Raw genomic sequence first — 24,639 nt, forward strand, 5'->3', positions numbered from 1 at the left:
AATGACGAGCGCGAGCAGACGCTGAACCAGCTGCTCGTCGAAATGGACGGTTTCGAGGCGAATGAAGGCATCATCATCATCGCCGCGACCAACCGTCCCGACGTGCTTGACCCTGCCCTGCTCCGCCCGGGCCGATTCGACCGCCAAGTCGTCGTACCGCGTCCCGATATCGATGGCCGCGTAAAGATTCTGGCCGTGCACATGAAGAAGGTGCCTTTGGCCCCCGATGTCGATCCACGCGTGATTGCACGCGGCACGCCGGGCTTTTCGGGCGCTGACCTCGCCAATCTTGTCAACGAGGCAGCACTACTCGCGGCGCGGCGTGGCAAGCGTCTGGTTGCCATGAAGGAATTTGAAGACGCCAAAGACAAGGTGATGATGGGGACCGAGCGCCGGTCGATGGTGATGACCGAAGACGAAAAGCGCATGACCGCCTATCACGAGGCCGGCCACGCCATCGTTGCGATCCACGAGCCCGCATCCGACCCGATCCACAAAGCCACCATCATCCCGCGCGGTCGTGCGCTGGGCATGGTAATGCGCCTGCCCGAACGCGACAATTACAGCTATCATCGTGACAAAATGCACGCCAATCTGGCGGTCAGCATGGGTGGCCGCGTCGCCGAAGAACTGGTCTTCGGTTATGACAAGGTCAGTAGCGGTGCTTCGGGCGACATCCAATATGCTACCAGTCTTGCGCGCGACATGGTGACCCAATGGGGTATGTCGGACGATTTGGGCCCGCTGCAATATGAAGAAAAGCAGGATGGCTATCTGGGCTATGGCTATAGCCAGCGCTCGGCCATGTCGGACGAGACCGCGAAGAAGATCGACGCCGAAATCCGCAAACTGGTAGAAGGCGGCTACGCCAAGGCTACCGCGCTGCTGAAAAAGCATCGCAAGCAGTTGAACCTTCTCGCCGAAGCTTTGCTCGAGTTCGAAACGCTGTCGGGAGACGAAATCAAGCAGCTGCTTGAGACCGGAAAATTCGAACGCGACGGTAGCAAGACCGTGCAACCGAAAGATATCCCGACTGTTGGCACCGCCATTCCAAAGGCTGGTCGGGGAAAGCGGACAAGCGTTGGTGGAACCAGCCCGCAAGGTGCGTGAGGTCACGGACTAGTACGCTGATTCACTTGCCATTCAAAATGGCGGGCTTACCGTCCAGCGGGTAACTGACTGGAGATTGGTATATGCGGAATATCGGTGCGTTTGCATGTTTTGTACTGGCGGGCCTTGCGCCCCCCGCCGTTGCTGGTCCGGGCGACATGAATGTTGCAACATTCCTTGCCAAAGCAGACGCACTGAAGGCCAGAGGTATGGGGGCGCTCGGTTCTCCAGACATCAAACTATTATATGGCGAAGCGAATGCGGCTGGCAAAACCTATCGCGAAACAATAGCCGCCGACAAGAAGGCCGGGCATACACCGCACAGCTGCCCGCCGAAAACGGCATCGCTAAATTCCGAACAGCTTCTTGCCCATTTGCGCACCTATCCGGCAGCCGTCCGGCCAAAGACAACGATCACGACCGCGATGTTCGATGCGATGAAGAAGCGCTATCCCTGCACTTGAACGAGCGCTAGCATCGCCTCATGCCAATATATTGTGACGAATCTGGTGGTGTCGGACGCGGAGTAATGACGCTGGCCGGAATTGACATTGAAGAGGACAGGGCTGAGGCGTTGATTGCGCGTTTCCGCACCGTTACCGGATATCACGGCGAGGTGAAGGGAAGCCGCATCGATTTCGCCGAACGCGCGCTGCTTTTCGAACTTGTCAAAGACAGCGAAGCGAAGATTTCAATTGGCATTGCGATATCCGCACTGGTTCCGGAAAAAGATGCCGACCGTGGCGATCATGACATTGATGTCTATGCAGCACTGCTGGAAGATGTGGTCGGCGCTATGCTGCCCGAAATTCCGGGCTGTGATAGCGTGATCATCGATGACGGACGGTACGGCCCCGAAACCTTGGCGGCAATCCGGGCCGATATTGCCAAGCTGGTTGGACCTTGTGGCACGACCCAACTCGAACACAGCCACCGGTTGGCGGGACTTCAGATCGCCGATGTTATCGCCAATACCTTTTTCAACCGTGCACTGGTAACCGAACGGCAGGGTCGGATAGCAGCTATCGCTGCGCCACTGCTCGAAAGTGGCCAGATAAAGCTGCGGGTATTGGGTGGCGGGGAAGCCCCCCCGCCTGCCGATTAACGGTCGTAGTCGCGGGCGACGCCGGCACTGCGGGCAGGCGCGGCAGCGGTCAGGCGAAGCGCTTCTGCCGATTTGGCGAGAGAGCCGATGTCATCAACTTCTTCGTCCTCGTCGACCTGAACCTTTTGCAGCGACTGCGTCAGGCCTTCCTTCAGATGTTCCGGACGGACGGTTTCTTCGGCGATTTCACGCAACGCGACGACGGGATTTTTGTCACGATCGCGATCAATGGTCAGCTCCGCACCACCGGAAATCTCGCGTGCACGCTCTGCAGCGAGCAAAACGAGGTCGAAACGGTTCGGAACCTTATCGATGCAATCTTCAACGGTAACGCGCGCCATGTCGGCTCCTGAATCACTTTGAATGTGTGGAAAGTCGAGCGCAAATAGGGGTTAGGGCCCGACTTGTCAACGGCAAGCACGCGCTTGCGCTGGTTGCGTGTCGCGGTGCGACCTCTTATCTGCCCTTTATGGAGGCATCGAAAACCGCATTGGATTTACCTGGAAAGCGGTTCGAAATCGCCGGAAATATTTTGCATATCCTGCACGATCCGCAGGAGCGACTGCAAAGCCTGCTATTGCTGATCGGGTCGGCGACACACAGCCTGACGCTAAGCATGTATATGTTTCACAACGACACCAGCGGAACCGAAGTGCGCGACGCACTGGCAGCGGCAGCGCTACGTGGTGTAAACGTCGAGGTGTTGGTCGACAGCTTCGGCTCGTCAAAAGTCCCGGCATCCTTTTTCCAGCCGATAGCCGAGGCAGGCGGCAGCTATCATTTTTTCAGTTCGCGCTGGCGGCTATCCTATCTGATCCGCAACCATCAGAAACTGCTGGTCATTGACAATGAACATGCCTTGATTGGCGGCTTCAACATCACCGACCAATATTTCGGACGACGCGGAGACGATAGCTGGGAGGATCTGGGCCTGACCATATCGGGGCCGGAAGTCGCACGAATATCGAGCTACATTTCCGAACTGATTAAATTGTCGGCGGATGGCGGCGTGCGGCTGCTCGCATTGCGGCGGTTGATCCGCACCTGGCAGCCGGGAACCGGACGGTTGCAGTGGCTGGTCGGCGGCCCCACCAACCGCATCTCGCCCTGGGCGCTGGCGCTCAAGCGCGACCTTCAAAATGCCCGAACGATAGACGTTGTTGCTGCCTATTTCTCCCCCACACAGACTATCCTGCGGCGGCTGGCGTCGGCAGCACGCAAGGGCGGCGAAGTGCGGCTGGTCCTGGCTGGCAAGACCGACAATGGCGCCACCATCGGCGCCGCCCGCATCCTCTATGGCTATCTGCTCAAGCGGGACGTGCAGATTTGCGAATATCAGCCGCAATTGCTCCACACCAAGCTGCTGGTGATCGACAATGCCAGCTATATCGGCTCGGCCAATCTCGATATCCGCAGCCTGTTCATCAACAAGGAACTGATGCTGCGGATCGACGATGCCGGGCTGGCAGACTATTTGCGCGGACTGGCCAGTCAATTGGCGCTCAAGAGCGAAGTGCAGACCCCGGAATTGCACCGCAACCGGCTGTCATGGTTCAATCGGCTGCGCTGGTCGCTCGCCTATCTGCTGGTCAACAGTGTCGACTATAATATCGGGCGGCGCATCTCGCTGCGCATCACCCAAATGCTGCAAAAGCGGCTACCGGGAAAGAAAGCTTAGCCTTTCCAGCCCCAGAACAAGTAACAGGGCAGCACATTCCAGAATTCATAGCCATTGTCGATGCGTTTGAAATGCGGTTCCATGAAGTCGCGCGCGCGGGCGCGGAACTGATAGACCAGAAACGCGCCGCCGGGGCGGATGGCCTTGCCGGTTTCCTCGGCAATCTTTGGTCCAAGATCTCCGGGCAGCGTCGAAAAGGGCAGACCCGACAACACATAGTCGGCATGTTCGAAGCCGAAGCCGCGGATGATATCATTCACATCTGCGGCAGAACCGTGCACCGCGATGAAGCGGCTATCCCGGAAATGCTTGCGCAGAAATTCGATGAAGTCTGGGTTGGTGTCGATTACCAGCAGTGTCGCATCCGGACGCATCCGGTCGAGCACAGGCTGGCAGAAGGTGCCAACGCCCGGGCCATATTCGACGAACAGTTTGCATTCGTCCCACTTCACTGGCGCGAGCATTTTCTGCACCGTCCAGCGCGACGAAGGGATGATCGAGCCAACCATCACCGGGTGCTTGAGAAAGCCTTTGAAGAATACGCCCCATGGGCCGAAAAATCGTTGCACCGATGTCTTGATGCGTTCGATCTTCGAAGTGATTGCTACCGAGCCGTCGTTCATCAATCCGCCTTAGGGCTGTAATACAGTGGTCATCTGCACTTGCAAATGCGCGCGCACGATGCAAGCCGGTTAAGCAAAAAAGTCTATAAAACGACCGCGCGGGGTTGCCCCAAACGTAAAGTCAATCCTATGGATGGACAATGCCGACCTATCCGCCTTCGACCGTTGCGGTCATCTTCATCGCCGAACGGACATTGGCGGATGATGCGGGCTATGCAGGTGCCGCCAACGCGATGGTCGCGCTTGCCAGCAGGCAGCCCGGATATCTCGGCATCAATTCAGCACGCGGCGATGATCGCATCGGTATAACCGTCAGCTATTGGGCAGATGAGGACGCTGCCAAGGCGTGGCGCGACAACACCGAACATGCGGCAATCCGCAATGCAGGGCGTGACCGCTGGTATAGCTGGTACGACTTGCATGTTGCCTCGGTCACGCGCAGCTATGATTGGGTTAAGCCATAATGCCGAAAAGCCCTGCTATTCCAGCCGATCGGGTAACGATCCTGTTCCTGGTGATGCTGGTCGCGGCAGCGGGCAACACCGCAATGCAATCCGCCCTGCCCGCTATTGCGAGCAAGCTCGACATTGCCGACGTCTGGGTCAGTCTCGCGTTCAGCTGGTCGGCTTTGCTCTGGGTGCTGACCGCGCCCAAATGGGCGAGGCTTTCGGACAAGCGCGGGCGCAAGGCGTTGATGACCGTCGGCGTCATCGGCTTTGCGGCGTCGATGGGGTTGTGCGGGCTGGTGCTGTGGCTGGGGCTGGAAGGCTTTATCGGGCCCGCTGCGACCTTCATCATCTTCGCCATATTCCGCAGCCTTTATGGCGGTTTCGGCTCTGCCGCGCCGCCAGCCGTGCAAGCCTATATCGCCGCGCGGACAGAGCGCGAGGAACGCGCCAAGGCGCTGTCACTGCTCGCCTCTTCCTTTGGCCTCGGCACCGTAATCGGCCCTGCCCTCGCCCATTTCCTGATTTTCGAGCCCTTTGGCTTGGCCGGACCGCTGGTGGTGTTCGCCAGCTTCGGCGTACTCGTGCTCATCGCACTCAAGCTGCGCCTGCCCAATGACACGCCGCGCTTTGCCGCGCGCGGGATCGTGACATCCTACCCCTCCGCCGCCTCGGTCAATCAGCCCGAAGTCGAGGAGGGCGTCGAAGAAGATAACGCCCTGCCACGAGAGGAAGTGCGCCTGCCCTGGCGCGATGAGCGATTTGCCAGCTGGCTGATCGCGGGCCTGATCGGCGGCCATGCGCAGGCCATCATGCTGGGCGTGGTGGGCTTTCTGATCCGTGACCGGTTGGGCCTGCACGACTTGCCCAAGGAAACGGTCGAGGCCACCGGTTCGGTGATGTTTGTTGGCGCGATGGCGACCTTGCTCGCACAATGGGGGTTGATTCCCATCCTGCAGATCGGTTCGCGCGCGTCTGTGCTGTGGGGTGCATTCCTTGCGCTACTCGGCATCACGCTTGTCGGGGTGAGCTTCGATTTTTACGGCATCACTTTGGGCTTTGCCTTGGCCTCTTTGGGGTTCGGTTTGTACCGTCCAGGCTTTACCACAGGCGCTTCGCTTGCCGTTCGCCGCTTTGAGCAGGGTGATGTGGCCGGCAAGATCGCATCATTGAACGGCTCGGCCTATATCGTCACACCCGCCATTGGCGTGGCCCTGTTCAACTGGTGGGAACCGGCGACCTTCATCCTGATTGGAGCGGCGCTGCTCTATCTGATTGTCTGGGGACGCAAGGCCCTGGACGATGCGCCCAAGCCGCTGGACGCCTGATCAAGCTTCGTTGCTTGAGCCATCCTTATAAATGAAGCCGTAAAGCGGATAGCTGGAAGTACCGAGGCCGTTTACCGGCGCGTACCAGACACGGACTTCGCTCCAGTCGCCTGCCGCCGAAACGTCGAGTACGCGTGCACCGCGTTCAATCTGGCCGCGACGACCATTGATTACTGACCAATTTGCATGGTCGATCAGAACTTCGCGGTCGGAAACGATTTTGCTGACCATGCCGACATGGCCAATCGGCATCGACCGGGTGGGCTTGAATGCGATTACAGCGCCAACTTTTGGCTCATTGCCCCGTTCATATTTGCCAGCCGCCTGACCCCACCAGGTTCCCGCATTGCCGAAAATCTCAATCCCCGAAACATCACGCGCAAAGGGAGCGCATTGCAGCGCCATCGCTTGAGCGGGAATGAGAAGGGCAAGTGCGCCAAGAGCGGCGACAAATTTCTTGCGGAACATGGAAAAGCGACCCCGAACCTTTATTTTGTATCAGCCTGATGGCCGGGACGGGGTTTCGCCACAATATCTAGTCGGTGACCCGCAGGAGTCGCGAGATGAACCGTTGTTCATATTCAGCCCATCGCCGGTGAGCCTCAACTCACCGGCGACGGTGCAAAGTCAGGCGGCTTTCGCCTTCAGCGATTCGGCAACTTTCACGCCTTGGCGCTCAAGCGATTCGACGATCTTCTTGGCCCCTTCAAGGTCGCCCCAGAACATCGGGCCACCGCGATAGACGGGCCAGCCATAACCATAGATCCAGACGACATCGATGTCGGATGCGCGCTGCGCCTTGCCTTCTTCAAGGATCAGATAGCCTTCATTGACCATCGGATAGAGGCAGCGTTCGATGATTTCCTGGTCGGTTATCTCGCGTTTCTGCATGTTCGAACGGCTGCGGAAATCCTCGATGATGGCAAGCGCCTCGGGGCTGGGCGTGCGATTGCGCTTTTCGTCATAGTCGTAAAAGCCCTTGCCGTTTTTCTGCCCGAAACGACCGGCAAGGCACATGGCTTCGCGTACATTGGTCGGCTCGAGCGAAGTATCGCGGTGCCAGCCGATATCCATCCCGGCAAGGTCGGCCATCTGGAAAGGCCCCATCGGGAAACCGAAATCGGTGAATACATTGTCGATCTGTTCGGGCGATGCACCTTCCATCAAAAGCGCATTCGCCGGAATCTGGCGCTGGCTGAGCATGCGGTTGCCGATAAAGCCGTGGCAAACACCTGCGACCACCGCAATCTTGCCGATTTTCTTGCCGATAGCCATCGCGGTTGCGAGCACGTCGTCAGCGGTCTTGTCGCCGCGCACAACCTCGAGCAGCTTCATGACATTGGCGGGCGAGAAGAAGTGCATGCCGAGCACATCCTGCGGACGCGAGGTCGAGGCCGCAATCTCGTTCACATCCAGATAGCTGGTGTTCGATGCGAGGATTGCACCCGGCTTGCAGATTGTGTCGAGCTTGCCGAACACGTCTTTCTTGACGTCCATGCTTTCGTAGACCGCCTCGATCACCAGATCGCAATCAGCAAGGTCTTCCAAGCTGAGCGAGGGCGTGAGCAGGCCCATCATTTTTTCGACCTGCTCGCTGGTGTAGCGGCCCTTGGCAGCCGAAGCCTCGTAATTCTTGCGGATCACGCCGACGCCGCGATCGAGATTTTCCTGCACCATTTCGACGATGGTGACCGGGATGCCCTTAGCCAAGAAGTTCATCGTGATGCCGCCACCCATGGTGCCCGCACCGATCACGCCAACCTTCTTGATGTCGCGCAGCTGGGTGTCTTTGGGCAGGCCGTCAATTTTGGCGGCCTGACGTTCGGCAAAGAACATGTGCCGCTGCGCCGCGGACTGGCTACCCGTCATCAGTTTCATGAATTCGGCGCGTTCGAATTTCAGGCCGTCTTCGATATTCGGATTTTCTGCCGCAGCAGCAACGCAGCGCAGGTTCGCATAAGGTGCATCAAAGCCTTTCCACTTGCGCGCATTTTCAGCCTCAAGCTTGGCGATGATGGCCGTGTCACCCTTGACGGGCAGGTCGCGGGTGTGGCGCGGGCCTTTTGCGACGCATTCGCGTGCGAAAGCAACGGCATCGGCAGCGAGACTGTCTTCTCCAGCCAGTTTATCGATCAGACCGGTATCAAGCGCCTTTTGCGCAGAGATAGGTTCGCCCAGCGAGGTCATGACGGCGGCCTGTTCGATGCCAACAAGGCGCGGCAGCCGCTGTGTGCCGCCAGCGCCGGGCAACAGGCCCAGCTTGACTTCGGGCACGCCGAGTTTCGCCGACGGCACGGCAATACGGTAATGGCAGACAAGGGTTGTCTCCAGACCGCCGCCCAGTGCCGTGCCATGGATTGCCGCGATCACCGGCTTGGTCGCGGTTTCGATGGTGTTGAGCACAGCATTGAAATCCGGGCCTTGCGGTGGCTTGCCGAATTCGGTGATGTCGGCGCCAGCGATGAAGGTTTGCCCTTCGCAGCGGATGACGACGGCTTTAACGCTGTCGTCTTTCAGACCCTGTTCGATACCGTCCGAAATGCCCTGGCGCACGTGCCAGCTGAGCGCGTTTACCGGCGGATTGTTGACCGAAAGGACGAGGATTTCACCGTCCTGCGAGGTGGTTACGGATTGCATATTACTTCCTTTCTGCTCCCCTCCCGCTTGCGGGAGGGGCTGGGGGAGGGCCTGAAACGAATGCGGTTGGACGGGCCCTCCCCTAACCCCTCCCGCTTGCGGGAGGGGGACTAAGCCGCCAAAGCCGCATACATCATTGTGCGAATTTCACGCCGGATCGGATAGGTCGATGAGGGCGCGAGTTGGGTCATGAAAACCATGATCAAATCCTCGACCGGATCGACAAGGAAGGCGGTCGAATACATGCCGCCCCAGTAGAATTCACCCTTTGAGCCTGCGAGCATCGTCGCCGCCGGATCGATATTGCAGGCAAATCCAAGCCCGAAGCCGATTCCGGCATTCTCCGCTTCACTGAACAGCGATTTCGAATGCTGGGTCAGGTCACCGCCGCCGGGCAAATGGTTGGCGGTCATCAACTCCAGTGTCTTGGGGCTGATTATCTGCACGCCATCGAGAGCGCCGCCATTGAGCAACATCCGGCAGAAACGATGATAATCGTGGACGGTCGAGGCAAGGCCGCCGCCACCCGATTCAAATTTCCACCCCTGCGCCCACAGACTGTCGGCACCGGCCTTGTCGGTCTGCACCATCTTGTCTTTGGGGTGGAACGCATAACAGGGTGGAATGCGGTGCGCCTGATCGGCCGCAACCTTGAAGCCGGTATCCTTCATCCCGAGCGGTTCAAAAATATGCTCGCGGAAATAATCGCCCAGCGATTGGCCCGAAATACGCTCTACCAATACGCCCAATACGTCGGTCGAAACCGAATAATTCCAGCAAGTGCCCGGATCGAATTCGAGCGGAATCTGCGACAGATGGTTGATGAAGCTCTGGCTGTCATTCTTCATCCAGTGCTCAAGCTCGGTCTTGCGATAGGCAGCGTCGACCGGCGTGCGTTCCTGGAAACTGTAAGTGAAGCCGGTGGTGTGGCGCAGCACGTCGATGATGTTGAGCCGTGTCGTGGGCGGGCGGCTGGTGAAGGGCACATTGCCACCGCCAGCCATGAACACGCCCAGATCGGCAAATTCCGGGATATATTTGGCGACCGGCTCGCTGAGCGCGACCTTCCCCTGCTCCACCAACTGCATGAAGGCGATCGAAGTGATCGGCTTGGTCATGCTGGCGATGCGGAAAATGGCATCAGGGTCAACGCCCGACGCCCATGTATGCGCGACTTCGTCACCACGCCCGATAAGCAGCGCGCCGAAGGGCAGCTTGCCACTGTCCAGATATTTGGCCTGAATATGCGCGCCGATGCGGGCGAGCCGATCGGGCAGAAAACCAAGTTCAAGTGCTGTGCTGTCGTCGCTCATGTCAGTGTGCCGTCTGTCCGAGAAGTTGCCGCGTAACCGGATGCGAACTGGTCAAACCACCGTCGACCGCAATCGCCTGACCGTTGACATAGCTTGCTTGATCAGAGGCGAGGAACAGTGCGACATTGGCCAGCTCCTCTGGTTGGGCCGCCCGCTTCAGCGGGTTCAATTGCCCCACCTTGTGCATCACATCCTTCGAACGGGCATAGTCAAAGGTCGGCTTGGTCATGCCGGTTTCGGTGAGCCCCGGGCAGATCGCATTCACGCGCACGCCCGATGTCGTCAGCTGCTGCGCCGCTGTCTTGGCGAGGTTGATAACGCCTGCCTTCGACGCCGAATAGGTCAGCGGGCCAGCCCCCGAATTGAGGCCTGCGACACTCGCGGTCAGCACGATGGCCCCGCCGCGCCCCTGATCGACCATCGCCTTGCCCGCATGTTTCACCATCAAGGCGGGGCCAATGACGTTGACGCGGAAGGTTTCGGCCATGGAGGCAGGATCGATTTCAAAGATTCCGCCCATATCGCCAATGATACCGGCATTGGCGAAGGCGACATTTACGCCGCCATAATTGGCTTTCGCGGTCTCGACGAGCTTCGCAACATCAGCCTCTACACCGGCATCAATCTGCAGCGCGGTGACGGTGCCGCCTGCTTCCTCGACCATCTTTGCGGTTTCGAAAACCGCTTCGGTCTTGTCACCTATGACCAGCTTCGCGCCTTCGGCAGCAAACCGTTTGGCAGATGCGCGACCGATCCCCGAACCCGCGCCTGTTATGATTGCAACTTTGCCTGCAAGTGCGCCCATGCTCATCCTCCTGAAATTGTATTGCCGCCGTCGATGACGATCGTTTGTCCTGTGGTAAAGCCGCCTGCCTTGCTGGCAAGGAATACCGCTGCCCCTGCGATTTCATATGGCTCACCGATGCGGCGCAGCGACGAGCGACGGGTTGAAATTTCCAACGTATCGGGATTCTCCCAAAGCGCGCGGGCAAAGTCGGTCTTGATGAGGCCCGGCGCAATGCAGTTCACGCGCACGCCCTTTGGCCCGAATTCATCGGCCAGATTGCGCGCCATCTGCATGTCGGCCGCCTTGGAGATGCAATAGGCACCAATCACGGTCGAGGCCTTCAATCCGCCCACCGACGAAACGATGGTCACCGAACCTGCACCACGCTCCAGCATTTCGGGTGCGACCATATGAATCAGCCAGTGGTTGGACAGGATGTTGTTGTCCATGATCTTGCGGAATTGATCGTCGCTGATCCCGGCGCTTGGGCCATAATAGGGGTTGGATGCCGCATTGCAGACCAAGGCAGTTATCTTGCCAAAAGCCTTACGCGATTCGTCTACCAGATGCTGCAAATCGTCTTTCGAAGATATGTTGGCGGCGATCGCAATCGCCGTGCCTGCACCATGCTTCGCATTGATTTCAGCAGCTACCGCTTCGCAGGCATCCTGCTTGCGGCTGGAGATGACGACCTTGGCGCCATGCTCCGCCATTTCTTCGGCAATCGCCTTGCCAATCCCGCGCGATGACCCGGTGATGAGGGCGACCTGCCCACTCATGTCGAAAAGGGACATATGCTCTCCTCTAATAACGTCGCCCCTGCGCAGGCAGGGGCCGCAGTAGGTTTACCCAAAGCTGGCTGCGAAAACTTCCAGCGGCCCCGGCCTTCGCCGGGGCGACGCGATGTTTAAGCCCCTGCTTTTACCGCAAATTCCAGCGCCTTGTCGACCAGCGGAGTCACGCGGTCGGACATCGCCTTGGCGTGCGCCGAACTGGCAGTGCCGTCGATCACGCGCTTCTTAATGCCCTGCATGATGCCCGCAAGGCGGAAGAAATTGTAGGCGAGGTACCAGTTCATGTCAGGAACGCTGTCACGTCCGGTCGCGGCGCAATAGCGTTCGACCATTTCCTCCAGCTCCGGAATTCCCAGCGCCTTGCGGTCGAGATCCTTGACGCCTGAACGACCGCCATTTTCGGTCACCCACGCCATCGCGACATAGGAGAAATCCGCCAGCGGATCGCCAATCGTCGACAATTCCCAGTCAAGAACGGCGAGGCATTTCGGACTGTTGCGATCGAAAATCGCATTGTCGATGCGGAAATCGCCATGCACCACGCTGGTGCGGGTCTGCTCGGGCAAGGTCGCAGGCAACCATTCGATCAGCCGCTCCATACCAGGCATGGTTTCGGTTTCGGACAGGCGATATTGCTTGGTCCAGCGATCGACCTGGCGGCCGAAATAATTGCCGGGCTTGCCGAAGTTTTCCAGACCGGCCGCTTCAATCGGCGTATTGTGCAGCTTTGCCAATACATCGAACATCTCGCAATAGACCGCGCGTCGTTCCTCGGGCGTGCTTCCCGGCATCGCGCCATTCCAGATGGTGCGGCCATCGACCATGCCCATCACATAGAACCAGCTGCCGATGACGCTGTCGTCGGTGCACAAGCCATATTGGCGGGCGACGGGGAAGCCGGTCTTATACATCCCGGCCTGCACCTTATATTCGCGGTCAACCGCATGGGCGGAAGGCAGCAATGGCCCAAAGGGCTTGCGCCGCAGTACATAATTGCCCGACTCCGCTTCGATCTTGTAAGTCGGGTTCGATTGCCCGCCTTTGAACTTGGTCAGGTGCAGAGGGCCTTTGAAGCCCTCCACATTTGCCTGCATCCAATCGGTAAGGCGGCCTTCATCAAGCTTGTCTGCACCCTCAGGCTCGACCGTGCCGACAAAGGCTTCCTCGGCATTCATTGCAGCGGCATCGCTCATTGATCAAACACGATAACACTGCGCGCGCTATCGCCCTTCTTCATCTTTTCGAAGCCTTCGTTGATCTGCTCGAGCGGGATACGCTCGGATATGATGCTGTCGAGATCGAGCAGGCCACGCATGTAGAAATCGACCAGCCGCGGCATATCGACCGGGAAGCGGTTGCCGCCCATGATCGCACCTTGCAGTTTCTTGCCCGAAAGCAGATCCATCGCTGACAGGCCAACCGAGTGGGTCAGCGGCATCATGCCAAGGATCGTTGCGGTGCCACCGCGGCGCAGCGATTTGACCGCCAGTTCGCCCGAAGCCGGACGACCGACCGCTTCAACCGCATGGTCAACGCCGCCATTGGTCAGATCGATGATCTGTGCAGCCGCATCGTCTGCCAGCGCATCCACCACGTCGGTTGCGCCGAGTTTCTTCGCCAGTTCGCGCTTTTCCGGGATCGGATCAGCGGCAATGATGCGCCCTGCCCCGGCAATCTTCGCGGCATTGATGGTCGCGAGACCAACACCGCCGCAGCCGACGACCGCCACGGTTTCGCCGGGCGTCACCTTGCACGCATTAAAGATCGTACCGGCACCTGTCGTCACTGCACAGCCAATGACCGCTGCACGATCCAAAGGCATTTCCGGATCGATGCGGGTGCAGGCATGTTCGTGGATGAGCATCATTTCGGCAAAAGCCGAAAGGTTGAGCATCTGGTTGACCGGCGAGCCATCGGGACGTGTAAGGCGCGAAGGCTGGTCGGGATTGCGGCGCGTGTCGGCCCCAAGGCAAAGCGACATGCGTCCGGTGACGCAAAATTCGCAATGTCCGCAGAAGGCGGAAAGGCAGGTGATGACGGCATCGCCGACCTTCACCGTACGCACTTCGGAACCCACCGCTTCGACGATACCGGCCGCTTCATGGCCGGGTACCGCCGGCAACGGGTGCGGATAGGTACCTTCGATAAAGTGCAAATCCGAATGGCACAGCCCGCAGGCCGCGTTGCGGATCAAAACTTCGTGCGGACCCGGCTTGGAGATTTGCAGGGTTTCGATTTCGAGCGGTTTGCCCGGTTCAATGAGGACAGCAGCTTTCATCAGCGTGTCACCGCCAGGCTGCCGCTCGACAGTTCAACACCGCCGCGAACGCCGCCATATTTGCCCAGTTCCATGCGAGCGATCGCACGGTTGTGGACTTCATCCGGACCATCAGCAAGACGCAGCGTACGCTGATGCGCCCAAGCCGATGCGAGGCCGAAATCTTCGGACACGCCGCCGCCGCCATGCGCCTGAATGGCATCGTCGATGATCTTCAGCGCCATATTCGGTGCCTGAACCTTGATCATCGCGATTTCGTTCGCCGCGGCCTTGTTGCCGACGGTATCCATCATCTGCGCAGCCTTGAGGCAGAGCAGGCGGGTCATTTCAATGTCGATACGTGCGCGGGCAATCCGCTCATGCCAGACGCTGTGTTCCGCAATGGTTTTGCCGAATGCGACACGGCTGGTGAGGCGGCGGCACATTTTTTCCAGCGCTTCTTCAGCAACGCCGATGGTGCGCATGCAGTGATGGATACGGCCCGGCCCGAGGCGGCCCTGCGCGATTTCAAAGCCACGACCTTCGCCGAGGATGACATTATCGACTGGAACGCGAACGTCCTTCAGTTCGACTTCCATATGGCCGTGCGGCGCATCGTCATAACCGAATACGGGCAAGTGGCGCAGGATGTTCACACCCGGTGCGTCCATCGGCACGATGATCTGCGACTGCTGCTGGTGCTTTTGCGCGCCGGTGTCGGTCTTGCCCATAACGATCGCGACCTTGCAGCGCGGATCGCCCAGGCCCGACGACCACCATTTGGTGCCGTTGATGACATATTCGTCCCCGTCACGGATCATGCGGGTTTCGATATTGGTGGCGTCGGATGAGGCCACGGCAGGTTCGGTCATCAGGAACGCCGAACGGATTTCGCCGTTCATCAGTGGAACCAGCCACTTCTTCTTCTGCTCGGCAGTGCCATAGCGGTGAAAGACTTCCATATTGCCGGTGTCTGGTGCCGAGCAGTTGAACACTTCGGAAGCAAAGCCGACACGGCCCATTTCTTCGGCGCACAATGCATATTCGACATTGGTCAATTGCGGGCCATCAAATTCGACCGTCGTGTCGAGGTGCGGGTTGGCACCCTGCGGCGGCATGAACAGGTTCCAGAGACCCGCCGCCTTGGCGCGCGCCTTTTCTTCTTCAACGACTTGAAGCACCTTCCAGCGCTCGCCGGTTGCATCTTCTTTCTTATAGTCTGCAACACGCGGACGGAGGTAGGTGTCGATATGGTTCTTGATGCGGTCGCGCCAATAGGTTTCGCGTTCGGTGAAGGTAAAGTCCATGCGAGTCGTCCTCTTTTTAATCGTCCGGTTAACTTGATTTCCTTGGGCCTATCCGGCCCCTGCTTCAACTGTTTTTTCGCCTTCGGCGAGCCGTCGCACCCGTTCCTCATGATCGGCACGGGTGATCGGGAATTTGCGGATCCGCCATATGGTGCCCAGCCCCAGCAGCGCGATCGTGCTGATATAGGCAATCACAAGGCTGTCGATGACCGGCCCGGGAACGGTAGCCGGATTGGCCTTCTCCGGAAGCCCGGCCATCGAGATGATGAAACCGCCAATCAGGATGCCCGCACCTGTCGCACATTTCTGCACGAACAAATTACCCGCATAGAGCAGCCCTTCCGAACGCCGACCTGTACGCTCCTCGGTCACCTCGACCACATCTGCAATCATCGACGCGACCGAAATCTGGATAATCACCCCCGAGCAATTGGCGATAAAGAAAAATGCGAACACCATTGCCGTCGAGAGATTGCTGCCGGTCTGCGGCCAGAAGCCGCCGAGAAACAGCAGGAACGGGGTGATCCAGAATCCCGCATTGATGAAAATGAAACGGAAGGCCGAATCCTTTTTTCCCCATTTTTTGTTAAAATAGGTGACGAGGAAAAAGGCGATGATGACGCTGCCGAACAGCAACCAAGGATAAGCCTGGAACCAGCGTTCGGGAAAACGCCAGACAAAGATGTACAGATAGTTGGACAGCACATAGGTGACCTGCGTGCTGACGGCGGCAAAGGCGACGGCGGAAATTAGCACCAGATAGGTCGGGTGTGAAACCGAGTGCCAGATCTCCCGCATCGCCTCACGCACCGTCGTGCGGTCAGGCTGTGTCGCAGGCAAATGGGCGAGCCGTTTATGCTGCCCGATTGCGGAGAGCAGGACGGTGAACGCCATCAGGCAGGCGCCGGTAATGCCGTACAGCCAATAGCCTTCAGCCAGCAGCTGCCCGACTTCGCCTTCCTTGTCCGAAACCAGAAACACGCCATAGGCAAGGAACAGCATCAGCAATCCGCCCGCCCATGCGAACAGATAGCGCAACCGCATCAGGCTGGTTCGCTCGTCATAATCCTGCGTCAGTTCGGGCAGGATCGCGACCGAGGGCACTTCGCAAGCCGAAACCAGCGTTCGAACGAAAATGGCCGTGACGACGAGATAGCCAAAGGCCTGCCACCCCTCCAGCCCTGGCGGGTGCCAGAGCAGCATCCACGAAGCAGCCAGCGGGACTGCGGCGAGATAGAGCCAGGGCAATCTCCTGCCCCAGCGCGAATAGGTTCGGTCGCTCATATGCCCGATAATCGGATCGGCAAAAGCGTCGACGACCATTGCAATCGCCAGCGCTGCACCAACGAGCCGGGCATCCATGCCGATGACCTGATTGTAGAACAGCAGCAGGAAGGTCGAAAACCCGTTCTCCTTCACGCCATAAGCGATGCTGCCAAAGCCGTGAAAGAATTTGATGCGCGTCGGGACGCGCCCGTCGGAGGTAATCGTCATTCCTGAGCCGCGCCGACGAAGCTTTCGACCGAGTCGAACATCGCAGGGGCATTTTCATCCCAGCTATGGCGCGGGCCGATGGTGATACCTCCATCGACAACCATATGTGTGCCGGTGATGAAGCGTGCTTCCGAACTTGCGAGATAGGCGACCATCGAGGCGATATCCTCTGGATTGCCCCCACCTTTGACTGGCTGCGCCGCATCGGCCACGCCATGAATGATGGCATTTGCCGCGTCTCGTTGTTCAGCCGGAACTTCGAGAGCTGAAGCGAAAATATTGGTCTTGATAAAGCCCGGGCAGATCGCGTTGACGCGAATATCAAATTTGGCGAGCTCGGCTGCGGCCATTTTCGAAAGGTGCAGCACGCCCACTTTTGCCACGGCATAGGCCGATGGCGAATATCCCGCGCCCAGCGCAGCAATGCTGGCGGTGTTGACAATCGACGCGCCTTTGCGGCCTTTCATATGCGGCACGGCATAACGAATCCCCATTGCGACCGAGCGCAACAACAGGTCCATCGTCCGGTCCCAGCCTTCGGGTTCGATTTCGTCAATCGGCGCGCGATCGCCCGCAGCACCGGCATTGTTGAACACGATGTCGATGCCACCGGTCTTTTCAGCGGCAAAGTCCATTAGCGCCTTGATATCATCGACGTTGCAGACATCGGTGCGCTTGAAGAATATCTTTCCGTTGGAGGTTGCTGCGAGTTCGCTTCCGCCCTCTTCATCGATATCTGCGGCGATTACGGTCGCACCTTCTTCGGCCAATCGAAGGCAGGTGGCCTTGCCAATGCCCGATGCAGCCCCGGTGACGACAGCCGTCTTCCCAGCGAATCTCATATTCCTCTCCTCATCCCGACTCTCTCGCCGCTATCCTGTCTGCTTAAAAAGGCGCGGTCAACGGGCGCAAAATTGCCGTTACGGAAAGCGCGCCTCACAAGTTGACGCTTGCGTAAAGCGCACAAAGAGACATAGTGATTCGGCACTTTTTAGGAGAAACCCGATGAGCGAGCTGGAAGCATTCCGGACGGAAATCAGGGCGTGGATAGAGGCAAACTGCCCGCCCGAAATGAAAACCCCGATCAAAAGCGACGACGACACCTGCTGGGGCGGTCGCAACTTCGTTTTCCAGAGCGAAGCGCAAAAACAATGGATGGAACGCTGCGCTGCGGCGGGTCTTACTGTGCCCGATTGGCCGAAGGATTATGGCGGCGCAGGGCTGTCGCCCGCCGAAACCAAAATCTTCCGACAGGAAATGGCACGCGCTGGTGCGCGCTCTCCGCTCAACAGCTTTGGCATCTGGATGCTTGGCCCCGCATTGCTCAAATTCGGCACCGAAGAGCAGAAGCGCCATTACCTGCCGCAGATCGCGCGCGGAGAAATCCGCTGGTGTCAGGGCTATTCAGAACCGGGCTCAGGTTCTGACCTCGTTTCGCTGCAGACTTTTGGCGAAGACAAGGGCGATCACTGGGTGGTCAATGGCCAGAAAATCTGGACCAGCTATGCCGACAAGGCCGACTGGATTTTCTGCCTTGTCCGCACCGACAAGGAAAACAAATATCAGGGCATCAGCTTCCTGCTGTTCGATATGACGACACCGGGCGTTACCACCAAGCCGATCAAACTGATTTCGGGCAATTCGCCCTTCTGCGAAACATTCTTCGACAATGTTGTCGTGCCCAAGCACCAGATTGTCGGCGAACTCAACCGCGGTTGGGATGTCGCCAAATATCTGCTCGGCCATGAACGCGAAATGATCTCGGGCATGGGCGGCGATGGCGGCACCGCCTCGCTCGGCGGCGGCTTCAAGGACGCGTTGGGAGATGAGCCCATTTTGCGCGCGCAGCTTGCGATGTTCGACGTCGAGAGCCTCGCCTTCCGCGCGCACAGCGAACGCTTCATGGACGAATGGAAAACCGGCACCGCGCATCCGGCCTATTCGAACCTGATGAAATATATCGGTACCGAACTGAACAAGAAGCGCCACGAACTTGTAATGGCTGCGGGTGGTTCAGACTATCTGGAATGGGAAAGCGAACGTTCGAATGGCGGCAAGCGCGCACGCGACTGGCTGCGCACCAAAGCCAATTCGATCGAAGGCGGCACGAGCGAAGTCATGCTCAACGTCGTCGCAAAACGCATTCTCGACATGCCGGGAGCCTGACCAATGGCGATGACCTATAATGAAGACCAGTCGATGCTTCGCGATAGCGCACGCGACTTCATGAAAACCGAAGCCCCCGTCGCGCATCTGCGCAAATATCGGGATATGGATTGCAAGGATGGCTTCAGCCACGATCTGTGGAAGCAATTTTCCGAAATGGGCTTCACCGGTATCCTGATTCCCGATGCCGATGGCGGGCTTGGCATGGGCCATGTCGAAGCCGGCATCGTGCTTGAGGAAATCGGACGTAACCTGTCGCCCTCGCCTTTCCTTTCAACCTCGGTGGTTGCTGTTGAAGCATTGAAGGCTGCCGACAAGGCAATGCGCGACCGCTGGTTCCCCGGCATCCTTGCAGGCGAAACCGTGATCGGCATCGCGCTGGAAGAAGGCAAGAAGCACCATCCCGAAAAGATCGCGGTGAAGGCCGAACGCAGCGGCAATGGCTTCAAGCTGAGCGGCGCAAAGCAGTTTGTCGTGCAGGGAAGCTCCGCCGACATGCTGATTGTTGCCGCCCGCACTGGTGGTGCCGTTGGCGAAACCGATGGCCTGACGCTGTTTGCGGTCGACAAGGATGCAGCGGGTCTGTCGATGGATGCCGCGCGCACCGTCGATTCCGCGATGGCGGCACGTGTCGCATTTGACGGCGTCGAAGTAACCGCCGACGCCGTGATTGGCGATGTCGATGGCGGCTGGGCCGTCCTGTCCAAGATGCTCAACGCCGGACGCACCGGTTCCGCCGCCGAAATGGTCGGCGTTGGCACTGGTGCGATGGATCTGACCTTTGACTATCTCAAACAGCGTAAGCAGTTTGGCCGCGTCATCGGTGAGTTCCAGGCATTGCAGCACCGTGCAGCGCATCTTTATGGCGAGATGGAAATGGCGCGTTCGGCAGTGCTCAAGGCGCAGAACTTCCTCGACGAGGAAGATCCGCGTGCGGAGCTCTACGCCTCGGTTGCCAAGGCCAAGGCTGGCCTCGCCTGCAGCCTCTCTGTCCGCGAAGGCGTGCAGATGCATGGCGGCATCGGCATGACCGATGAATATGATATCGGCCTCTATATGAAGCGCGACCGCGCTTTGGCCGAGTTCATGGGCGACATCTATTTCCATGCCGACCGCGTGGCCAAACTGAACGGTTATTAAACTCCCCTCCCGCTTGCGGGAGGGGCCGGGGGAGGGCCCCAAGCCTTACACACGGCTCGCTGCGCTCGTCCCCTCCCCTAACCCCTCCCGCAAGCGGGACGGGAATAAAAAGGAGATCATCATGGACTTGCAAAAACTGTTCAGCCTTGAAGGCCGCATAGCCCTTGTTACGGGCGGTTCCAAAAATTTGGGTCGTCATATGGCCGAGGGTTTCATCGCGGCAGGTGCCAAGGTCTATATCAGCTCACGCAAAGCGGACGCCTGCGAAGCGACCGCAGCAGAACTGGGCCCCAACTGCATCCCGCTGCCAATGGATGTCTCGACCGTTGAGGGCTGCAAGGCACTGGCGGCGGCATTTGCCGAGCGTGAGTCAAAGCTCGACATCCTCGTCAACAATGCAGGCGCCGCATGGGGCGCACCGTTCGAGGAATTCCCTGAAGCGGGCTGGGACAAGGTCATGGACCTCAACGTCAAGGGCCCCTTTTTCCTGACCCAAGCGCTTTATCCGCAGCTCAAGGCCGCAGCATCGAAGGCGCATCCGGCGAAGGTCATCAACATCGGTTCGATCGACGGCATCCGCCTGAACCCATGGGAAACGTACAGCTATCACGCATCCAAGTCGGCGATACTCTATCTTACAAAACGTATGGCCGCGCGGTTGGTGCAGGATCAGATCAATGTCACTGCGATCGCCCCGGGTGCTTTTGCATCCGACATGAACAAGGCCGCTCGCGACCATGGCGATGCGGTTGCCAGCAACATTCCGAACAAGCGCATCGGGGTTGCCGAGGACATGGCAGCGGCCGCGATCTACCTCGCGTCGGATGCGGGCAACTATGTGGTCGGCGATACGATCACCGTCGATGGCGGCGTGGCCCACGCCAATATCGGTTCACCGAGCATCGACGCGTGAGCGTCCAGGGCGTTGCAGAGGGCAAATTTGCGGGCGTCAAGTCCGTGATGGAAGCCAGTCTTGCAAGCGGTGCCGATCTGGGAGCCTCGTTCTGCGCGACAAAAGGCGGCGAGACGGTGGTCGATATCTGGGGCGGCCATACCAATCCGGCCAAATCGCGCGAATGGGAACGCGACACCATCGTCAACGTCTATTCAACAACCAAAACGATGACCGCACTGACAGCACTGTTGCTTGCCGACCGTGGGGTTTTTGACCTGCACGACGAGGTCAGCAAGTTCTGGCCCGAATTTGCTGCAGAGGGCAAAGGCGACGTCACAATTGCGCATTTGCTCAGCCATTCGGCAGGCCTTTCGGGTTGGAAAGAGCCACTGCAACGCGAAGATCTGTACGACTGGTCCAAATGTACCGATCTGCTGGCGCGGCAGGCGCCGTTCTGGAAACCCGGGACCGCACCAGGCTATCACGCGTTGACGCAAGGCTATCTCGTCGGTGAAGTAATCCGGCGCGCGACCGGAAAAACTGTCGGTACCGTGTTCAGGGAAGAAATCGCCGAACCACTCGGTGCCGATTTCCATATTGGATTGCCCGCCAGCGAAGACGCCCGAGTCGCCGAACTGGTGCCACCACCGTTTGCGGTGGGCGCACAGCCCGGCTCCGAATTGCAGAAGAATATGGCGACCAATCCGGGTATCGATGTCGGCGAAACGGCAAAACGTGCATGGCGTGGCGCGGAGATTCCGGCTGCTGGCGGTACAGGCAATGCCCGGTCTGTAGCGGAAATTCATGCCATACTGGCCAATGGCGGCGTCGGAAAAGGAAAGCGCTTCCTGTCAGACGCCGGGTGTCGCCGCGCACTCGAATGCCAGGTTGAAGGTACAGATCTTGTTCTTGGCATCCCCGTGCGGTTTGGCATGGGTTTTGGCCTGCCGGGCGGCATGGTGCCATTGCCCAACCCCAATAGCTGCTATTGGGGCGGCTATGGCGGTTCGATCGCCATCGTCGACATGGATACACAGACGACATTTTCTTATGTGATGAACCGGATGGAGGGCACCACTACGGGCGATGCCCGGGGATTCGCGCTAGTGATGGCGACATGGCAGGCCATGGCCGCATAAATCCATAAGTGCAAATCGCGCAATTCGAGGTCAGTTGCATTTCGTGCAACTGACCTTTTTCTTTTCGCAATTGCACAATGAACCCCCAATCGCCAAATGCGGGTCACCGAAAGCGAAACTTTCGAAACACATTCTGACCGGCGAGCATCTCCTCCTCCTCTCCCCCGCTCGCTGATCAAGACGAACGGCCTTCATGCACAGCGTGGAGGCCGTATTCGTTTGTGGCTTAATGTCGCAACAGCGATGTATTATTTCCCCCCCGCGACATGCATCTTCTTGTTCTCCATTTTGTCCACCGCAAACCCCTCCGCCTGTGGATAAGTCGCAAGATTCCCGTTGCCCGACTCAGGGTTCGATGAGACCTTTCAGTTGTCAGGCAGGAAAGCCGGAAAGCGAAGTGGAACGGAAACGGGAAGCAGAGCGGAACGAAAGAACTGTCAGATACCTCGCCAGAGCGTTTCAGAAGCGAAAGTGGAAGAAGCAGGAAAGCAGAGGTTGCTGCCGGACAACGAACGCCATGTGCGGGCCGAGGCCTCACCGCCAAAAGCCAACGCCGGGCAGGATACCGAAAGCAGTCAGGCAAACTGGCGACCCTTCGGGGCCGCCAGCGAGCCGGACGCCGGAAAGCGGAAAGAATGGCCCTTGAGGCCAAGGACTTCCAGGATCAGGCGCAGTGGGCGCTGGTAGCAATACCAGCGCCCATTTATGTTTTAGGCGGCCATTCCACAGGCTGTTACGGCATGACACTCCGTAATTGCTCCACCCTTCAATCAAATTTTCACAGTCATTGGTTACGTTCAGCGCTCAATGAGCATGCGCAAAACTTTTGGGAAACTCGGGAAGCGGTCGGTTGCACGGCTGACAATCGAGTTGGATGCGGGTTTGGTGCTGCCAGAACGTACAGCGCGTTGTACGCTTGAAAATGTGTCGCGCACCGGCTGTCGCTTACGAACAACTGAACCTCCACGCATCGGCGCAACCATTCTGGTTAAGGTCGAGCGGATTGAAGCGCTAGGTTCGGTAAGTTGGGTGAAAGGCGAACGATGTGGGGTTGCTTTCGAAGAACCACTGGAGACTCGTTCACTCGAGCGGATTCGCTGGATAATCGACAATGACAGAAATCATCAGAACAACAGCCTGGCCCACGCTGCTGCTATCTGGCGCTGAACGGAAAATCCGAGACCGAAATTTGAAAGGCGTGACGCGCGTCACGCGTTGAGAATCGATTCCCCTGCCAATCGGGCGTTGCGACCCGGTTGGCATGGATCTCCCTATGCCAACATCCTGCCGAGGGCGGGGTTCACACCACCCCGCGCCTCGGCCTTTTATTTCAAACCCCGGATTTAAGCAGCCAATCGTGGAAAATACGCACTGCACGCTGCTTCAACGCGCGCGGGCGGCAGACAAACCAATAGCTGTAAGGGCTCTCGACCTCGGTATCGAAAAGCCGAACCAGTCGAGGGTCTTTGGCGTCTGAAAAATGGCTGCCATGCATGATTGCCACGCCCAGCCCATTCGCGGCGGCTTCAAGCATCAGTGGGCCGCTGTCGATATGGTCTATTGCCGCAGGCTTCAGCCGCGGTTCCCCTACCGCTTCTCGCCACGCATTGAATATCAGCGGCATGTCGCTGTGTACCAGCACGGTCTGATCCTTTAAATCGGCCGGTTTCTTCAGATTGTGCTCTTTGGCCATGCTATCCGATGCGATGGCGTAAACATTATTGCGATCGAGACGGACGGCATAAAGACGCGGATCGACCTGGTCGGCAATGATGATTGCCGCATCGACCACATCGCCCAGTAGATTTTCAGCATGCGCCGAGGTGTCGACATCGATGTGCAACTTAGGGAACAACTTGCGCAGTTCCGGCAGTTTCGGAATCAGGCGTTGCGAACCGAAAAGCGGCAATACGCCAAGGCGCAGTCGATATTCGCCACCCTGCCCTGACAATTCCTCGACGGCGTCGGCCATCGCCTCCAACGCGGGTTCAATCGCTTTTAGCAGCGCATGACCCTCGGTGTTCAGGATCATTGCCTGTGCCTTTCGTTCGAAAAGCGGCTTGCCCATGAAATCTTCGAGCGCCTTGATTCGCCGACTCAAGGCTGGAGGCGATAGTGCCATTTCGGATGCTGCAGCCTTGGCGGAGCCCAATTTGGCAATCCGGACAAAGGCTTCTAGCGAGCGCAGCGGCGGCAATCGGCGCATTTGGGGAGAACTCTCTAATTTGTGCGGCGCAAAAATGAAGCGAACCGAACATTGCTTCAGAATTTTACCGGTTTTCGTTGAGTTGAAAGCTAATTCGGATTGCAAAAATTGCAACCCCGATTGTTTTCTTCGCACTTGCACAAAAAACGAGACGACTACATATGGGTCGGGCCTTACAGGCATCCTCTCCTAAAGTAAGACTTTTCAAAGGCCG

24 protein-coding genes are annotated in these 24,639 nt (G+C 58.4%); 11 read left to right on the forward strand and 13 right to left on the reverse strand.

Annotated features, from left to right (window positions below; genetic code table 11):
* The 3 genes from PKC81_RS04755 to PKC81_RS04765 all read left to right on the forward strand — a co-directional run.
* Positions 1-1,110, forward strand: a 1,110-nt coding sequence (locus tag PKC81_RS04755) for an AAA family ATPase (protein ID WP_324333634.1), incomplete at its 5' end; no start/stop codon positions are given.
* A 158-nt stretch (positions 1,111-1,268) separates the two neighbouring features.
* A complete protein-coding gene (locus PKC81_RS04760; protein WP_324333636.1) occupies positions 1,269-1,574 on the forward strand; it encodes a hypothetical protein in 306 nt (101 codons plus the stop codon).
* A gap of 20 nt (positions 1,575-1,594) precedes the next feature.
* A complete protein-coding gene (locus PKC81_RS04765) occupies positions 1,595-2,215 on the forward strand; it encodes a DUF3800 domain-containing protein (protein ID WP_324333637.1) in 621 nt (206 codons plus the stop codon).
* Here the strand turns inward: PKC81_RS04765 and rpoZ are convergent.
* Positions 2,212-2,556: a DNA-directed RNA polymerase subunit omega gene (gene rpoZ / locus PKC81_RS04770; protein WP_324333639.1), complete on the reverse strand. Its 345-nt coding sequence runs from the start codon at positions 2,554-2,556 to the stop codon at positions 2,212-2,214. The two genes, PKC81_RS04765 and rpoZ, sit on opposite strands and share 4 nt — an antisense overlap.
* Positions 2,557-2,684: 128 nt before the next feature.
* Between rpoZ and PKC81_RS04775 the strand changes: the two genes are divergently transcribed.
* Complete coding sequence (locus tag PKC81_RS04775) at positions 2,685-3,893, forward strand: cardiolipin synthase B (RefSeq protein ID WP_324333641.1); 1,209 nt, start codon at positions 2,685-2,687, stop codon at positions 3,891-3,893.
* Here the strand turns inward: PKC81_RS04775 and PKC81_RS04780 are convergent.
* Positions 3,890-4,516, reverse strand: a complete 627-nt coding sequence (locus PKC81_RS04780) for a methyltransferase domain-containing protein (protein WP_324333643.1) — start codon at positions 4,514-4,516, stop codon at positions 3,890-3,892. The genes PKC81_RS04775 and PKC81_RS04780 overlap by 4 nt on opposite strands.
* Positions 4,517-4,656: 140 nt before the next feature.
* On the opposite strand from PKC81_RS04780, the gene PKC81_RS04785 reads away from it, so the two are divergent.
* Positions 4,657-4,980, forward strand: a complete 324-nt coding sequence (locus PKC81_RS04785; RefSeq protein WP_324333645.1) for an antibiotic biosynthesis monooxygenase — start codon at positions 4,657-4,659, stop codon at positions 4,978-4,980.
* A complete protein-coding gene (locus PKC81_RS04790; RefSeq protein ID WP_324333646.1) occupies positions 4,980-6,290 on the forward strand; it encodes an MFS transporter in 1,311 nt (436 codons plus the stop codon). The genes PKC81_RS04785 and PKC81_RS04790 overlap by 1 nt, the downstream gene beginning before the upstream one ends.
* On the opposite strand, the gene PKC81_RS04795 is transcribed toward PKC81_RS04790, so the two are convergent.
* The 10 genes from PKC81_RS04795 to PKC81_RS04840 form a co-directional block, all read right to left on the reverse strand.
* Positions 6,291-6,758, reverse strand: a complete 468-nt coding sequence (locus PKC81_RS04795) for a CHAP domain-containing protein (protein WP_324333648.1) — start codon at positions 6,756-6,758, stop codon at positions 6,291-6,293.
* Positions 6,759-6,917: 159 nt separating this feature from the next.
* Complete coding sequence (locus PKC81_RS04800) at positions 6,918-8,927, reverse strand: 3-hydroxyacyl-CoA dehydrogenase NAD-binding domain-containing protein (RefSeq protein WP_324333651.1); 2,010 nt, start codon at positions 8,925-8,927, stop codon at positions 6,918-6,920.
* 110 nt (positions 8,928-9,037) lie between these two features.
* Positions 9,038-10,240, reverse strand: a complete 1,203-nt coding sequence (locus tag PKC81_RS04805) for a serine hydrolase domain-containing protein (RefSeq protein WP_324333653.1) — start codon at positions 10,238-10,240, stop codon at positions 9,038-9,040.
* A gap of 1 nt (position 10,241) precedes the next feature.
* Entirely contained in the window at positions 10,242-11,045 is an 804-nt protein-coding gene (locus PKC81_RS04810; protein WP_324333655.1) for an SDR family oxidoreductase, read from the reverse strand.
* Between the two features lie 2 nt (positions 11,046-11,047).
* Complete coding sequence (locus tag PKC81_RS04815) at positions 11,048-11,821, reverse strand: SDR family oxidoreductase (protein WP_324333657.1); 774 nt, start codon at positions 11,819-11,821, stop codon at positions 11,048-11,050.
* Between the two features lie 113 nt (positions 11,822-11,934).
* Positions 11,935-12,996 carry a phosphotransferase family protein gene (locus tag PKC81_RS04820; RefSeq protein WP_324333761.1) on the reverse strand — a complete coding sequence of 354 codons (1,062 nt, stop codon included), beginning with the start codon at positions 12,994-12,996 and terminating at the stop codon, positions 11,935-11,937.
* A 14-nt stretch (positions 12,997-13,010) separates the two neighbouring features.
* Entirely contained in the window at positions 13,011-14,102 is a 1,092-nt protein-coding gene (locus PKC81_RS04825) for a Zn-dependent alcohol dehydrogenase (RefSeq protein ID WP_324333763.1), read from the reverse strand.
* Positions 14,099-15,385, reverse strand: coding sequence for an acyl-CoA dehydrogenase family protein (locus tag PKC81_RS04830; protein WP_324333659.1), 1,287 nt, complete (start codon positions 15,383-15,385; stop codon positions 14,099-14,101). Before PKC81_RS04830 ends, PKC81_RS04825 begins: the two co-directional genes overlap by 4 nt.
* A gap of 48 nt (positions 15,386-15,433) precedes the next feature.
* Positions 15,434-16,879, reverse strand: coding sequence for an MFS transporter (locus tag PKC81_RS04835; protein ID WP_324333661.1), 1,446 nt, complete (start codon positions 16,877-16,879; stop codon positions 15,434-15,436).
* Positions 16,876-17,721 carry an SDR family NAD(P)-dependent oxidoreductase gene (locus PKC81_RS04840; RefSeq protein ID WP_324333663.1) on the reverse strand — a complete coding sequence of 282 codons (846 nt, stop codon included), beginning with the start codon at positions 17,719-17,721 and terminating at the stop codon, positions 16,876-16,878. The genes PKC81_RS04835 and PKC81_RS04840 overlap by 4 nt, the downstream gene beginning before the upstream one ends.
* A gap of 163 nt (positions 17,722-17,884) precedes the next feature.
* Between PKC81_RS04840 and PKC81_RS04845 the strand changes: the two genes are divergently transcribed.
* From PKC81_RS04845 to PKC81_RS04865, 5 genes are all read left to right on the forward strand, one after another.
* Positions 17,885-19,045 (forward strand): acyl-CoA dehydrogenase family protein, encoded by a 1,161-nt coding sequence (locus tag PKC81_RS04845; RefSeq protein ID WP_115550098.1) that lies wholly within the window; start codon positions 17,885-17,887, stop codon positions 19,043-19,045.
* A 3-nt stretch (positions 19,046-19,048) separates the two neighbouring features.
* Entirely contained in the window at positions 19,049-20,185 is a 1,137-nt protein-coding gene (locus tag PKC81_RS04850; protein WP_324333666.1) for an acyl-CoA dehydrogenase family protein, read from the forward strand.
* A 121-nt stretch (positions 20,186-20,306) separates the two neighbouring features.
* A complete protein-coding gene (locus PKC81_RS04855; protein ID WP_324333668.1) occupies positions 20,307-21,098 on the forward strand; it encodes an SDR family oxidoreductase in 792 nt (263 codons plus the stop codon).
* The gene (locus PKC81_RS04860) at positions 21,095-22,219 is read left to right on the forward strand and encodes a serine hydrolase domain-containing protein (protein ID WP_324333670.1); all 1,125 of its coding nucleotides are present in this window, start codon (positions 21,095-21,097) and stop codon (positions 22,217-22,219) included. The genes PKC81_RS04855 and PKC81_RS04860 overlap by 4 nt, the downstream gene beginning before the upstream one ends.
* Positions 22,220-23,032: 813 nt before the next feature.
* Positions 23,033-23,386 carry a PilZ domain-containing protein gene (locus PKC81_RS04865; protein WP_324333672.1) on the forward strand — a complete coding sequence of 118 codons (354 nt, stop codon included), beginning with the start codon at positions 23,033-23,035 and terminating at the stop codon, positions 23,384-23,386.
* 163 nt (positions 23,387-23,549) lie between these two features.
* Here the strand turns inward: PKC81_RS04865 and PKC81_RS04870 are convergent, their stop codons facing one another.
* Positions 23,550-24,425, reverse strand: a complete 876-nt coding sequence (locus tag PKC81_RS04870; protein ID WP_324333674.1) for a LysR substrate-binding domain-containing protein — start codon at positions 24,423-24,425, stop codon at positions 23,550-23,552.
* Positions 24,426-24,639 lie beyond the last annotated feature (214 nt).

Origin of the sequence: Sphingorhabdus sp. (assembly GCF_035329025.1) — a bacterium.
Taxonomy (GTDB): Bacteria; Pseudomonadota; Alphaproteobacteria; order Sphingomonadales; family Sphingomonadaceae; genus Sphingorhabdus_B.

Excerpts from the sequence above, each read along its gene's own strand:
- PKC81_RS04810 (WP_324333655.1), bottom strand. The coding sequence starts at position 11,045 with ATGGGCGCACTTGCAGGCAAAGTTGCAATCATAACAGGCGCGGGTTCG.
- PKC81_RS04800 (WP_324333651.1), bottom strand. The coding sequence starts at position 8,927 with ATGCAATCCGTAACCACCTCGCAGGACGGTGAAATCCTCGTCCTTTCG.
- PKC81_RS04845 (WP_115550098.1), top strand. The coding sequence starts at position 17,885 with ATGAGCGAGCTGGAAGCATTCCGGACGGAAATCAGGGCGTGGATAGAG.
- PKC81_RS04840 (WP_324333663.1), bottom strand. The coding sequence starts at position 17,721 with ATGAGATTCGCTGGGAAGACGGCTGTCGTCACCGGGGCTGCATCGGGC.
- PKC81_RS04760 (WP_324333636.1), top strand. The coding sequence starts at position 1,269 with ATGAATGTTGCAACATTCCTTGCCAAAGCAGACGCACTGAAGGCCAGA.
- PKC81_RS04795 (WP_324333648.1), bottom strand. The coding sequence starts at position 6,758 with ATGTTCCGCAAGAAATTTGTCGCCGCTCTTGGCGCACTTGCCCTTCTC.
- PKC81_RS04820 (WP_324333761.1), bottom strand. The coding sequence starts at position 12,996 with ATGAATGCCGAGGAAGCCTTTGTCGGCACGGTCGAGCCTGAGGGTGCA.
- PKC81_RS04830 (WP_324333659.1), bottom strand. The coding sequence starts at position 15,385 with ATGGACTTTACCTTCACCGAACGCGAAACCTATTGGCGCGACCGCATC.
- PKC81_RS04805 (WP_324333653.1), bottom strand. The coding sequence starts at position 10,240 with ATGAGCGACGACAGCACAGCACTTGAACTTGGTTTTCTGCCCGATCGG.
- PKC81_RS04785 (WP_324333645.1), top strand. The coding sequence starts at position 4,657 with ATGCCGACCTATCCGCCTTCGACCGTTGCGGTCATCTTCATCGCCGAA.
- PKC81_RS04790 (WP_324333646.1), top strand. The coding sequence starts at position 4,980 with ATGCCGAAAAGCCCTGCTATTCCAGCCGATCGGGTAACGATCCTGTTC.
- PKC81_RS04780 (WP_324333643.1), bottom strand. The coding sequence starts at position 4,516 with ATGAACGACGGCTCGGTAGCAATCACTTCGAAGATCGAACGCATCAAG.
- PKC81_RS04835 (WP_324333661.1), bottom strand. The coding sequence starts at position 16,879 with ATGACGATTACCTCCGACGGGCGCGTCCCGACGCGCATCAAATTCTTT.
- rpoZ (WP_324333639.1), bottom strand. The coding sequence starts at position 2,556 with ATGGCGCGCGTTACCGTTGAAGATTGCATCGATAAGGTTCCGAACCGT.
- PKC81_RS04865 (WP_324333672.1), top strand. The coding sequence starts at position 23,033 with ATGCGCAAAACTTTTGGGAAACTCGGGAAGCGGTCGGTTGCACGGCTG.
- PKC81_RS04855 (WP_324333668.1), top strand. The coding sequence starts at position 20,307 with ATGGACTTGCAAAAACTGTTCAGCCTTGAAGGCCGCATAGCCCTTGTT.
- PKC81_RS04870 (WP_324333674.1), bottom strand. The coding sequence starts at position 24,425 with ATGCGCCGATTGCCGCCGCTGCGCTCGCTAGAAGCCTTTGTCCGGATT.
- PKC81_RS04775 (WP_324333641.1), top strand. The coding sequence starts at position 2,685 with ATGGAGGCATCGAAAACCGCATTGGATTTACCTGGAAAGCGGTTCGAA.
- PKC81_RS04850 (WP_324333666.1), top strand. The coding sequence starts at position 19,049 with ATGGCGATGACCTATAATGAAGACCAGTCGATGCTTCGCGATAGCGCA.
- PKC81_RS04815 (WP_324333657.1), bottom strand. The coding sequence starts at position 11,821 with ATGTCCCTTTTCGACATGAGTGGGCAGGTCGCCCTCATCACCGGGTCA.
- PKC81_RS04765 (WP_324333637.1), top strand. The coding sequence starts at position 1,595 with ATGCCAATATATTGTGACGAATCTGGTGGTGTCGGACGCGGAGTAATG.